Here is a 13,075-nt window from a genome sequence, read left to right as displayed (position 1 = left end):
GGGAAAGTGAAAAGGGACAGTGAAAAGGGACAGTGAAAAGGGAAAGTGAAAAGGGACAGTGAAAAGGGACAGTGAAAAGGGACAGTGAAAAGGGACAGTGAAAAGGGACAGTGAAAAGGGACAGTGAAAAGGGACAGTGAAAAGGGACAGTGAAAAGGGACAGTGAAAAAGTAAAAAAAGTCGAGCCTGACAATTATACTAGAGGTAACCAAGAAAGGAATATTATGCTCAAAATATTTTTGTCTTTATTAATAGCTGTAGAACTATTCGTTTTAATGCCTAATAAATCAGTTCAGGCTAAATCTGCTGAACTTGCGCAATCAGCTTGTTGCACTAGTGTAACAGGGATTCGGTGCTGTGGATGGAAATGCAAGGCTGATTTCAATTCCTGTACTTATTGTTCATCAGAAGATGATTCAACATGTGAAACGGAAACTACTCCACAGGAAGGTTAACCAAAAATTCAATCCTAGTACTATGTCAAAAAAAATACTTTCCCTCTTAGTAATAGCAATTGGTTTTATCTCAATAAATCATACAAAAGCAAGCAACTATATATCCGAGCCAATGTACATTGTTTGTTGTACTGGTGGAAATGGAGAACAATGTTGCGATGTTGTTCATACAGAACCGAGTGATGCTAAATGTTGTGCAGATCAAAACGGGTGTGATGCAGGAGAAGGTATGGTCTGCGAGATGGGTCCTGGGTAACTAAATAAAATAATCATGAAGAAAGTTAAATATTTTTTAGTACTGTATGTATTTATTGGTTCATTTCTTATCGGCGGAATCGAAGGTAAAGAGAAGTTAGTCGCAACTATTTCTAGCGATCCAGATTGCACCGTATGTGTGAGTTGTACAAATAGCAATGGGAACGTTTGTCAAGGTTGTTGGTGTGTAGCATCTGGAGAAGGATGTGCAGCTCGAGGAGTATGTGAACCACCAACTGTAGCAGAAAATTAAATCGGGAATACCAATATTGATATTTCGTTCTAAGTTCATCCGTATATTTGTATTTCTTTTTCTATTTAGCCAAGACTCTGCCTCACAGAATAGTGTTAGCATCAATTTTTCAAAGTCACTAGAGATTTCTTCTACTAATGATGATATACTGTTTGGATACCTTAATCACTTACAAATTGATAGTCATGGCAATATCATAGCTAACGATTGGAGTAGTAAATCACTATTATCAATCGATATAAATTCCGGTAAGCTAATACAGGTTTATGATTCACAAGGTCGGGGACCTGGTGAGTTCTTACAACCTAGTACTTTATTTTTAGACTCTATAAAGGATTCTTTATATGTCTATGACTCATCGAGATTAAAGATTCTTTGCTTTAACTTGATTGAAGGTAAATTTCATTATTCCCGAGAATTCACGGTCACTTCAAAGCCACTAAGTTTTCCAAGCATTTTTAGTTTAGTTAAAGAAAAGAATTCTGATAACCTTTCTTTCTTATTTCGTTACAAGACTTCATATAGCCCAAATATTAATTTATCTGGAGCTGTCGATAAGTTGTCTTTAGTAAATAAAGAAGGGAGAATTAAAAGGGATAATTTGGTGTCTGTTCAAATGGATGAAGCTTTTGTTAGGCAAGGAGGGGGAAGTATAAGTGTTAGGACAAATCCTTTAGGAGCTAAGACTGTGTTTAGACCAGTTCTTCATGGTACTAAATTTTTTCTTGGAAATGGAAGGTTCAATATTATTCAGGTTATTGATATTGATGGTGAGGTCTTGGATGAGATAAATCTAGACTTTTTAGAAGAGAAAAAAGTAACTGATGAGATAATAAATTCTTATTTAAGTGAAAGCTATCAAGACCGATTCTCGGATCTCATCAATGAATACCTACCTTATTACAAAGACTTTTTTATTTCAGAAAAGGGTATCTGGGTGCAGACTCATGACAATGAGCTTTTTCTGATAGACTATGACTCACATGAAGTACTTAATAAAACGAACTTGGGTAGCAACCTGGATATAAAGCACATTTCAGAGAATAGGATATATGGGTTAGAGAACTCAGAGTATGAGCAAAAAATTATAGTATACAACTACAAGCTAAATTGAGAGATATGAAAGAAAAGATTTCGGTGGCTACAAATATTGTACTAATAGTTTGTGCAATTGTAGTAACAGCAATTCTTATCAAAAATGAGTTTTTCTCATCTAACATAAATACTTCTAATGGAAACTCCCCTACGATTCCTATTAAAGAAATCACTGGCTGGGAAGATTTTATACAACATAGCTTTATAGAAGGTACTCCTGAAGCAAAAGCGACACTAATAAAATATTATGACTACGAATGTCCCTTTTGCACAAAACTAGAAGATGAGCTGAAACTATTATCAAAAGATATTAAAAACGATGTTAGGATTATTTATAAGCATTTACCACTGGATTACCATGACAATGCTTTAAGTTCCGCCATAGCGGTAGAATGCGCTCGCAAGGACAACAGTTTTTTACCTTTACACCATCTACTATTTGAAAATAACAGCAGCTTGAGTGATAGTTTAATTAAAGATTTGGCTTTGGGCTTAGGTATTGAAGAGAATAGTTTTATCAGCTGTTTTGAAAACAAAGAAACAAAAGATTTAATTCAAAACGACATCGAACTAGCAGAAAAGCTAGGGATTAACTCAATCCCAACTATCATAATAAACGGTAGTGTATATGAGGGAGCACTAACTAGTAGCCAATTAGAGGTTATTATCTCTGACTTGTAAATATTCTTTATTTAAATAAATAAAAGATTACAAGGATTTTAGTGAATTGGCTTACCCTTAGTCTCTTTAACAGTTAATGCGATAAAGAAGGCTAATAAAGAAACTACTATGATGTATCCGGCAATGGCATCAGGGTTACCAGTCACAGAGATCAACCAGACGGCTACCATAGGAGCTGTTCCTCCAAAGAGCGCATAAGGGATATTATAACTCACACTGGTAGCACTTGCTCGTACCCTGGCTGGAAACAATTCGGTCATAAAGGCTGGAATGGTGCTCATAAAAATGGATAAGGCGATCGCAAAGATGGACTGGCCAAGTAAAATCATCCAAAATACATGGTGATGCATTAACCAGATCAATGGATATGCCAATACTGCCATTAAAATGGTTCCAGCAATGAGCATAGGTTTACGACCTATTTTATCAGAAAGCATGGCAAATAAGGGTGCTGAAATTAAGAGAACAAAGAGACTAATGGTATTGATATCCAGAGCCTCAGATTTGGTTTCATGTACCTCCTGAACCAACCAGGTAGCCAGATAAATGAAAATGATATAAAAGCTTACCGCTCCCATAATGTTCAATCCTATGGATTGAAGCATGGGCTTCTTATGGTTTGTGAATGCTTCCTTTAGCGGCGCTTCAATTTTCTCTTCTGATGCGGGAGTTTCAGGAAGTCCTCTTCGAATCAAAAATCCAATGATACCAATGGATATACCAACCAAAAACGGAATTCTCCAGCCCCAGGCTGCTAACTCGGCTTCAGTAAGTAATCCTGTAATTAGAGCTCCGAAACCAGAACCTAAAAGAATTCCAAGTGTAGCTCCCATCATACTAAAAGAGCTAAAGAATCCTCTTCTGTGATCTGGCGCATGCTCAATCAGAAATACAATGGATCCTGTGTACTCACCACCAACTGATAAACCCTGGAGCATTCTCATCAATACCATTAATATAGCGGCACTTATTCCAATTTGACTATGCGTAGGAAGAACACCGATGATGAAAGTCGGAATGGCCATAAGCATGACCGACAGAAACAGCATCTTTTTCCGTCCCACCTTGTCACCGATTCTCCCAAAGAAGATGGCTCCAATAGGGCGCATCAGGAAACCAGCAGCAAATGCTCCAAAAGCAGCAATAAGTGATGTTGTTGGATTTCCAGAAGGGAAAAACTGTTCGGCTATGGTAGCTGCAAAGAACCCATAAACGGCAAAATCATACCACTCCAGAATATTACCAATTAACCCTGCAGCTAAAACTCTTTTGAAATGCTTTTTCTCGCTCATGACATTAGAGATTGCAGTTCAGTAACTCTAGCAGGAATATCTTTAGCACTAAAAACACTATTTCCTGAAACAAGAACATCAGCACCAGCTTCTGCAATCTTTTTAATGTTTTTCAGATTTACTCCTCCATCCACCTGGATGAGAAATCCATGCCCCTCTGATTCACGTATATCAGCAAGTTCCTGAAGGCGGTCGTAACTGCTTTCAATAAAACTTTGTCCACCAAAACCTGGGTTCACGCTCATTACCACTACCATGTCTATATATTCAAGAATTGGCTCAATATTATAAATGGAAGTAGCAGGGTTAATAGCTACCCCAGCCATAACACCATGACTTTTAATTTTCTGAATGCTTCGATGTAAGTGAGTACAAGCTTCAAAATGAACAGAAATTAGTTCTGAACCGGCTTCAACAAAGTTGTCGATATACTGATCCGGTTTTTCGATCATTAAATGAGTATCGATAAAAGCATCCGGAGCAATTTTGCTTACTTGTTTAATGATTCCTGGGCCAAAGGTGATATTAGGTACGAAATGTCCATCCATAACATCACAATGAATCCAATTGGCTCCGCCTTCTAAAATGGCCTTAATATCGGCTTCGAGGTTGGTAAAATTGGCGGAGAGAATAGAAGGAGCTAGAGCGGGTAGGTTGAAGTTCATTAATTATTGTTTTGGTTGTTAGGTACCGGAATTTGATTGCCCGTAGAATCGATAATTACGGCGCCACCTTCAAGTACCTCAACAGCCTCAAATCGCTCAGAAATGACCAGTGATAATGTTCCGCCTTCAACCATTTGCGTCACATTGGGGGTATAGTCGAGTACCGTATTTGGTACTACATCTTTAATGGGCTGAAATCTAATTTCTCCAACCCGCAACCCAACCTCACGAAGCTTGAGTTGAGCATCCGGTAACCGAAGTCCTCTGATTTCAGGAATGTCTACAATTTTGTCGCCAAGTCCATCGCTCACAACAAGATCAATGGCGCGTCCTTTTTCTACAGTAATACCTTGAGGAATAGATTGACGGAGTACAGCATTTTTGAACCGGGAAGATTCATAACTGATTGAGCCTACCTCGAGTCCATAATTTTGAAGCTGAATCTGCGCATTACGAAGCGAAAGATTTACCACGTTAGGTACAATAACCTGGGGTTTAACAGCGGTGTTAACGGTCAGATATACTTTTCGGTTTGGCTTTACCAGTACTGATGGTGCAGGAGCCTGGTCAATTACGTAGTCGGCAGGGAAAGCTGAATTGGCTCTACGATCAGATACTTCAACTCTCAATCCGTAGGAGGTTAACAGTTCCTCTGCTTCTGTAAGTGATATTCGGGTTACATCGGGTACCGTTACACCTTCATTATAATTGGTATAGATAGGCATAATAAGCTTATCGATCGTGAGAAGACTTACGGCGCCTACTAGGATCAATCCGAGCACACAAAAATAAAGATACTTACTGGTGAGAATCTGCTTAATCATGGCTCAAAAATAAGGGAAGATGAAGGATGTTAAAAGTGCCAGCGTAGAGAAACTGTTTCATTTGAAAGCATATTTGCCTCGGCTTCTAATCTGCTGTTCTTAAGTTGTACAGTAAAGTAGGCATCAAACGCTGATACGATGTGATTTACCATCATAAGAGTAAGAATGTTCCCGGCGGTTCTATAATTGTCGTTGAACTGCTGAGCCCGATCTCTTCCCTCAAGGAAATTCGCGGTAGCCATAGTGGCATCCCAGGGATACTGGTAAACATGAGAGGCTCCATCAGTGAGTCTCGCTTCATGGAAATCTCTCCATCCCGGCTGAAATTGGTAGTATTTGCTCATTAGTTCATAATACTGTTGAGAACCATAATCTTGTACTACATGCGAAAAGGTACTAGCGATAAAGCCATTGTTATAATAGAAAGGAGTGAGTACTTCTACCTGCCTTAATACAGGCAATAATTGATCGTCCCAATCAGCCTGAGTATTTCCCCAGGTAGGGGTTTTCCCAAAAACCATGTCTTCTAATCCATCAACATCGTCAAAACCATTAGCTATTCCATTGGCACGGGAATATTCTACTAACCACTGAGCATAGGCTAGTACACTCCAGTTTTGATCCCCATAGTTCTCATAAGCCTGTTCTCTGCGCTTGGCTTTGTCATTTTGATCGATATAAAACACAATTCCAAGGGCATCGATCAGGAAGTATGTAGCTGCCCGTCCCCATTTTCCGTTCAAAGCTTGTCCACTACCGGGTACAATAGCAGAAGCTAGAAAAGCTACTCCGGGCTTAGTTCTGGATACTTCAGAGATGCCTGTGGCCTGGTTATAAAAGCTTTCCTTAGGGATGTACCTGAAATCTTCCAGTGTTATTATTTCTACAACTTCTGTAGTAGAGGAAGAATCCAGTTTGATGATACTTCCACTCAACGATACTTTTTTGGGTTGAGCCTGGGCATTAACAGTAAGAAAGACTAACCCGCTTAGTATGTACCAGAAGTTTCTCATAGCAATTCAAAATCGAAGGTTAATCCAAAATGAAATAATAATTCACGCCCGTAAGTAACTCTGTTACTTTGTGAGCCTGTTACAAAGTCTTCGGGAAGTGTGAGTGTAAATTCATCAAATCCATAAGAAGCACTTACAAAAAACCTGAGAGGGAACAGATAATATCCGCTACTCGCTAACCTAAGTTCCGCACCAATCCCTTTTTTGATATTGGTTCCGGAATCAAGCAATCCGGAGTTGTTATCAGCGGCGCCACCTGGATACCAGCCATTTCCAGCCTCAAAGAAGAAACGTGCATATACCTTGTCGAACGTATATGGGCCTACCTGTTTATTGATATTTTTAAAGATAGGAGTGAACCAACTTATACTAGTAAAAGCGGTTCTATTTCCACCGATGGCAAAAAACGGATAACTCCTCATGCCAAGGAAGCCACCGATATAGTCAGTATAAAAAGCGTCATCCGGTTTATTGAAATAACTAAATCCCCGAACTCTTGCCTGGAATGCCTGGTCGCCAAAGGTTCTGAAGCCATACCGTAAATGTATTTCCGCAGAGTGGTTTTTGATACTGTTAAATATCGGTACGAGGGTGCCATCTTTTATTTCATACTCTTCCAGTAGTTCCGCAGGTTGATATTGATACCGTAAATATCCTTTCAGCCCAACCGGAGCTATATCTGCATCAGTAGTGAAGTTATAATAATCGAAGGTATAGGAAGCAGAGAGTGTGGTTGCCCGGTAATATTGAGAAGAAGAACCACTGATGAGAGCATCTAACTCACGGGAAAAGAAATTATCGGTTTGAACCTGATATGGAGAATATCCGATACCTAGTTCAAGCAAACTTCTTCGGCTGAGTTTACTTCTGAAGAATAAATTAGCTTCCCAAACTTCATATCCAATATCCACAGTGGTTGTATCAGGCAGGCAGGATGTACAAGGAAACTCTTCGATGGAAAGACCATCTCTTACATTCCTATGAAGGTTGAATACCTCGATAGCAACAGTTGGCGACCAACTTTTTTTAATGAAAGGAAGACCTCTGTATTCTGCTGTAAAGAAAACGTCTCTATCCAGTTTTAGGAGTCGGTTCGGTTTAAAGAAATCTCCCACACTTTCTGCATCCCTGGATGCTACTCCTAGCATGATCCCTCCGAAAATACTAAGCCGGTCCAGAACATCACGCGAAGCAAAGTAGACTCCTGGTTTTACATCGCGGAGTAAATTTTCACCTAGTTTACCAACTTGTCCGTTTTTTAACAGGGTACCATTTTGACCATTACGTTTCGTGTAATTATCGAAGCGAAGAACGGGGAAATAGGAAAAGCTGGTAAAGGTATCCTCATAAGGCTTGTATTCGCGTACATCAGATTCTCCCTGAGTTTCAATTTCGAAGGTATGTGGTTCTGCATTTCTCTTAACCACTATTTCATCTCCAAGTGGGTCGATGTCTTTATCATCAAAATCATTGAGATAGGAAGCTGCAGGGATAGAGCCAGGATCGAAAGAAAATTCTGAAATAATGGGTTCATAGCGTCCAAAACCAGGAGCAGAGGAAGAGGGTACCAGATTGGCTTTCTTTATTTTATAACCGTCCTTTTCATATTCTGAAAAATAAAGTTGATCATCTTTGACAAAGGGCATAAACGATCCACCAAGGACGCTGGTAATTTGATCTGTTTCACCGGTTGTAAGGTGTCTTCGATATATATTAAAAATTCCATCGGGGTCAGAGGAATAGTACATATATGAGCCATCGTCACTTATAAATGGATCTCTGTAATCTATAAAATCATTTTCCAGGATAGATTGAACAGCGTTAGTATTCAGGTCGATACTGTGAATATTTCTTCCCCAATAATCGGCATAAGCATAATAGATTTCATTTCCATCAGGATGCCAATTAGGAGTAAAGAGGGTTTCTCCATCCTCGTAATTTGTAAGTAAGGCCTGTTCTTCAGGATTTTCTGCATCAATTAAGATCAAATTTTGAGTGCCAGCTTCGTACTTCAGAGCTGCAATTTGAGAACCATCTGGGCTCCAGGCTGGTGATTGAATACGAGCACTGTTGGTCAAACGGGTAGATTCACCTGATTCTAACTCATAGATAAATAAATCACTATAGAATTCACCATAATGATTTTTCCTATTGATGGTGTAAACGATCTTTTCACCATCCGGAGAAAATGAATAGGTAGTATTTAAAGCCATAATTAGTGGCTTTAACGCATCAGCATGGTTGTGATCTATATGGTGGTCGCGTTGATCGACCTGAGCAATTTCAGTTTCTGTACCATTTTGTTTGATGTACAGGGAAAGGAGAGAATAATCTTTTTCACGATTCGACAGATAAGCGACGGCATCATCGTTAGCCGGAGAAGGCTTCGGGAAGAAATTGAAAAATCCTTCGCTTTCAATGTACTCAGAATCCGTGTAGGTGAGGGATTCGATTCCTGAAGTATAAAATTCCTTTCGTTCTGCTATCCAGTCATCAAAGACTGTATTCCCGTCAATTCCAGTAGCAAATTCAATAGCTTCTTCAACTTTATATACTCCCTTTTCGCCTAACGCTTCTGAAATCCTTCGTAGCACATCATCTCCAAAACGTTGAGCCATATAGATAACAAAAGCATAGCCCTGGTTATACACAGTTTCTCGCTCAATACTGGTTTTAGAGGAGAAGGTACCCATCTCAATGAGGTTGAAATAGGTATCACTCAAGATTCTGGTTCTTAGGATCATATCACGATGGCTATCCCAGGTATCGTATAGCAATCCTTCTATTTGATACTGTGCTGTTCCTTCAGCAAACCATGCAGGAACATTAACCGATGCAAAAGGGAGGGAGGCGATTCCATTAGGAAAGCCATAGAGCACATCCGGTCTGCGTACCTTTTCATAAGAAAGCCATTGAAGATACAAGGCAGGGTACTTTCGTTCCCTTTTTAGAGCTGCCTGAATTTGTACAATATGAACAAATTCATGAGTTATCACATTACGTAGCCAGTTATGTGACCCTCTTAACGGGGTATCGAGAGATGGGACCCAAATATCAATTTTGTTATCAAAGAAATAAGCAGCACCATTTGAATAATCCTCACGATCTTTCAGTACGATACTTACTTTAGTATCAGGCTCATACTTATAAAGCGAAGTAATTGGTCCATAAATCTCTTCGGCTATTCTGGATGTTACTTGAGCCGAGCGGCTATTCCCTTCCTGGAAATGAACAATAAAATGATCACTTTCAATGGAATACCACTTCAAATGGTTTTGGGGATAATCGTAGAACCGTGGATCAGTTTGAGACCATGCCGGAATAGAAATTCCTACAAACAGTAAAAGTGATATCAGGATAGGAAGCTTATTCATCAATGGGCTACTCCGATTTTTACCACTTTCGATTCAGATCTTCCTTCTACAGTAGCTTTAACACGAGCAAAGTAAGCACCACTTCCCCAATTATTGGTAGAAATGGAAATTTCTTCGGGCACTCCGCCTCTGGCTTCAACTGTACGTTCAAATACAACTCTTCCAGAGTAATCAATAATAGTAATATCTACTGTTCCACCGGGTGATTCTACTTCGAAGCGTAAATTCGTCACCTGGTCGGCAGGATTTGGCCAGTTATAAGTCTCATTCTTATTTAGTACCGAAAAAGAACCGGATTGTGTATCGCTGAACGTGATGTATGCAGAGACCTTATTCAGTTGGTTCGAACCATATCTGCCAGGCCACTGACTCGAAGTAAAATTAGTCAGCTCCCATATTTTGAGATCTCCAGTATGACTCGTTGCGTAAAGCCTGTCCTCATGGATTACCGGGTGAATAGGTTGAGTATCTTTTCCTACAGAACCACCTACATGAAGAGGAAAGCCTTCGATAGGATTTCCATTGGTTTCGAATGCAAAGATATTTACTGAAAAATCGGTTTGGCCTACTACGATCAAGTCCTGGATATTATCTCCGGTAATATCTGCGACTAATGGGGTGCCTATAAGCTGAAAACCTTCCGGAGCCAGGATTGGAGTATCGGGAAGTAAAGCTCCACTAAAATTATACCCTTCAAGAGTATTCTCCGATCGGTTTATACGATAAATATATCCTTCATCTATAATCGCAGGCCATTCTGCCTTTTCTTCTTCAAAAATTGGAATAAATGAATCACTGTCTAAAGGATCTACAATTGTGAATGCACCGTCTTCGAATAAGTAGTAAAAATTGCCAAGATTTGAAGAAATGGTTCCTCCGAAAAGACGACCGGTAGCAGTGGAGATGTAATCGGATAGATTTTCTCCTTCGAAAGAAACAGTACCTCCGTCTATGCCTAAAAATCTCTGGTTTATTATTTCAGATCTAAATTCAAAACCCGAAGTGTTATCAATTACACCTCCATTGGCTGCATCTATCGATGAATTGGTAAAATCCAGATCGATAATAGTGCCTGACTGAGAACTCATGAAAGAGTTGTTAGCAGGAGTGGTTGTACCCCAAAGATAGGTGCCATTGTTGAGTTGATCATTGTTGAATGCCAGTACGTTAAGTGTGCTTTCCAGAGAAGGATTTTCACTTATAACCAGATTATTTCCATTAAGTGGTTGTTGATTTGAACTTCTCGTAAAAATGAAAAATGATCCACTTAAATCAGTAGGCCAGAGAAATAAATCCGTAGATGTTGGAATTACTATTAAGGAATCAACAGTATTTACTCTTACAATCAGGCCTAGCGGATAATAGTCCCAGTATGAATTTTCTGGTGTGTAGAATACGCCATCAGAAATTTTGTCTTCCAATATTTTTCTAAATACCAATTCCGAATCGACACTTTCTCTTATTCTGAATGAAGCCATGGGCACGTTATCCGAAAAGTCATAGAATTCAAATCCAGAAAAGGCTCCAGAATTTGAGCTATTGTCTGGGAAAGTTTCAGGTCCAAAAACATTATCCGGATTCAAATCAATACTTCCGGTTTGGGTAATTACTCGGTAGTTATTTCCGCTCCACCAAAAATCGAAGGCAAAACCAAAATTTGGACTATTATCCAACAGGATTGATTCTCTTCCGATATCCTGAGCTCCATCACCCTCTTCGAGATCAACACCTCTGAGTAGAGGATCGGCATTTACTCTGCTTGTACTTAATTGTTGGTTAATTACAGCTTCATCAATATGCCAGATCAACATTCCACCGTTCAACTGTCTATCATCATCGGTTCCTTCTCGCTCGTCGTCACCAATATCGATTCCTCCAGGAAGACTCCAGTCAAAATTACTTACGTTGATGATGCTTCCCTGGTCCAATAAGGAATCAAAATCACTTTCCTGAAATACAAAAGCTTCATCCTGATTGGTAAAGGTTTTTTGAGTGATACTTCCATCAGGTCGTTGGGTAGTAATGGTGACTCCTGTTCCATCAATATCACGGTGCCGGTTCTCTATCAAAAAATATTCGGTAGACGAGAGCTCGTATTTAGCAATGCTATTAGGTTCATCCAGACTTGCAGCTGGCAAAAAAATACTATCCGTACTACTAGTTGTAATTGTGAAGGGGGTTTCCCACCCAAGGTAAACTTTTTCCCATGCTGATGGTTCAGGTGGGATAAGTCCGTTATAGGAGAAAAATCCAGCTCCATCCATAAGCCCAAAACGCCCGATAGCAGGTTCCCCGGTTTCAGTATTGAAAAGATCCGGAAGCCCTAAATGACTGCCGATAGAAGCACATAAAAGACCGTTTATTGAAAGTGGAAATACAATTTCATTTTCCTGAATATCTTCGCCTCTTCTGGATTCAGTTCTGGGCATGATCATCGAGCTTTTGACCATAAAAGAACCACCATTGATAGGGAAGCCTTCAAAATCATTTCCTAGCCATCTCTCTAGTTCTTGTTCTCTCATATTAATAGAAGGAATATCAAATGGGGTGATATCCAGGGTAGTACCTGTTAGTTCCACATCTCTGCCTACTCCTGCATGAAATACTACAAAGGCCGTTGTCTCCGGATCGAGTCCTGTTGTATTGAAGCCACCTTGCTCTTCAACTTCAGTCCATACATCAAGTAAAAACTCAGCAAGTTTTTCGGTACTAAAAGTTTCGCCAATTGGAGAGTATTCCTCCATTTTCTTATCGAGCTGATAGACAGTTGGGAGAACACGATAGTTGATGGTCAATAGATCATCTGAAGACTTAGCGTAATAATTTCTTGCAAATTCCAGTTTGGCTTCAAAATAAGAAGCGTTGTGAGGTAGCGGATCGATAAAGGTTTGATCCTGGCGACTGAGGTAGGGCAGTCCATCCATACCATCCGACCCAAATATCCCAGTACCGGAAGTAAGTCGATTACTATCCGGTTGGAATTCAACCATTACTGCAATTACATCAAGCATACCAATAGCAGGAAGAAATGCCTCCTGAGAAGGTGATGAAATAGCGTGAGTACGCTTAATTTCAAACTGCTGTGCAGTGGCAGTATCGAGGTTAAACAAAAAGAGCATGCTTACCAGTGCCAACATGCTCTTTTTAAAATTCGGGTTAGGATTCATT

General features: G+C 39.7%; 10 protein-coding genes. 4 read left to right on the top strand and 6 right to left on the bottom strand.

The genetic code is table 11. From position 1 onward, the window contains the following. The first annotated feature begins 357 nt into the window (after positions 1-357). From ED557_04935 to ED557_04920, 4 genes are read left to right on the top strand one after another with little or no spacing between them, the layout of a single operon-like run. A complete protein-coding gene (locus tag ED557_04935) occupies positions 358-711 on the top strand; it encodes a hypothetical protein (GenBank protein ID RNC86119.1) in 354 nt (117 codons plus the stop codon). Positions 712-726: 15 nt separating this feature from the next. Next, positions 727-963: a hypothetical protein gene (locus tag ED557_04930; GenBank protein ID RNC86118.1), complete on the top strand. Its 237-nt coding sequence runs from the start codon at positions 727-729 to the stop codon at positions 961-963. Further along, a complete protein-coding gene (locus tag ED557_04925) occupies positions 959-2,077 on the top strand; it encodes a 6-bladed beta-propeller (protein ID RNC86117.1) in 1,119 nt (372 codons plus the stop codon). The genes ED557_04930 and ED557_04925 overlap by 5 nt, the downstream gene beginning before the upstream one ends. After that, positions 2,074-2,739 carry a hypothetical protein gene (locus ED557_04920; GenBank protein RNC86116.1) on the top strand — a complete coding sequence of 222 codons (666 nt, stop codon included), beginning with the start codon at positions 2,074-2,076 and terminating at the stop codon, positions 2,737-2,739. Before ED557_04925 ends, ED557_04920 begins: the two co-directional genes overlap by 4 nt. Before the next feature lie 38 nt (positions 2,740-2,777). Here the strand turns inward: ED557_04920 and ED557_04915 are convergent, their stop codons facing one another. From ED557_04915 to ED557_04890, 6 genes are read right to left on the bottom strand one after another with little or no spacing between them, the layout of a single operon-like run. Then, complete coding sequence (locus tag ED557_04915) at positions 2,778-4,031, bottom strand: MFS transporter (protein RNC86115.1); 1,254 nt, start codon at positions 4,029-4,031, stop codon at positions 2,778-2,780. Beyond that, positions 4,028-4,696, bottom strand: coding sequence for a ribulose-phosphate 3-epimerase (gene rpe / locus ED557_04910; protein ID RNC86114.1), 669 nt, complete (start codon positions 4,694-4,696; stop codon positions 4,028-4,030). The genes ED557_04915 and rpe overlap by 4 nt, the downstream gene beginning before the upstream one ends. Next, positions 4,696-5,520, bottom strand: a complete 825-nt coding sequence (locus tag ED557_04905) for a PASTA domain-containing protein (GenBank protein RNC86113.1) — start codon at positions 5,518-5,520, stop codon at positions 4,696-4,698. The genes rpe and ED557_04905 overlap by 1 nt, the downstream gene beginning before the upstream one ends. Before the next feature lie 29 nt (positions 5,521-5,549). Then, positions 5,550-6,533 (bottom strand): hypothetical protein, encoded by a 984-nt coding sequence (locus ED557_04900; protein RNC86112.1) that lies wholly within the window; start codon positions 6,531-6,533, stop codon positions 5,550-5,552. Beyond that, positions 6,530-9,907 carry a hypothetical protein gene (locus tag ED557_04895; GenBank protein RNC86111.1) on the bottom strand — a complete coding sequence of 1,126 codons (3,378 nt, stop codon included), beginning with the start codon at positions 9,905-9,907 and terminating at the stop codon, positions 6,530-6,532. Before ED557_04895 ends, ED557_04900 begins: the two co-directional genes overlap by 4 nt. Continuing rightward, positions 9,907-13,074 (bottom strand): T9SS C-terminal target domain-containing protein, encoded by a 3,168-nt coding sequence (locus tag ED557_04890; protein ID RNC86110.1) that lies wholly within the window; start codon positions 13,072-13,074, stop codon positions 9,907-9,909. The genes ED557_04895 and ED557_04890 overlap by 1 nt, the downstream gene beginning before the upstream one ends. Between the last annotated feature and the right edge of the window lies 1 nt (position 13,075).

The organism is Balneola sp. (assembly GCA_003712055.1).
GTDB lineage: Bacteria > Bacteroidota > Rhodothermia > Balneolales > Balneolaceae > RHLJ01.
Note: the sequence above shows the minus strand (reverse complement) of the source record. Positions and strands in the feature narration are given on the sequence as shown.

Bases quoted from the DNA above. Each gene is read 5' to 3' on its own strand.
- ED557_04930 (RNC86118.1), top strand. From the start codon at position 727: ATGAAGAAAGTTAAATATTTTTTAGTACTGTATGTATTTATTGGTTCA.
- ED557_04890 (RNC86110.1), bottom strand. From the start codon at position 13,074: ATGAATCCTAACCCGAATTTTAAAAAGAGCATGTTGGCACTGGTAAGC.
- ED557_04905 (RNC86113.1), bottom strand. From the start codon at position 5,520: ATGATTAAGCAGATTCTCACCAGTAAGTATCTTTATTTTTGTGTGCTC.
- ED557_04895 (RNC86111.1), bottom strand. From the start codon at position 9,907: ATGAATAAGCTTCCTATCCTGATATCACTTTTACTGTTTGTAGGAATT.
- ED557_04900 (RNC86112.1), bottom strand. From the start codon at position 6,533: ATGAGAAACTTCTGGTACATACTAAGCGGGTTAGTCTTTCTTACTGTT.
- rpe (RNC86114.1), bottom strand. From the start codon at position 4,696: ATGAACTTCAACCTACCCGCTCTAGCTCCTTCTATTCTCTCCGCCAAT.
- ED557_04915 (RNC86115.1), bottom strand. From the start codon at position 4,031: ATGAGCGAGAAAAAGCATTTCAAAAGAGTTTTAGCTGCAGGGTTAATT.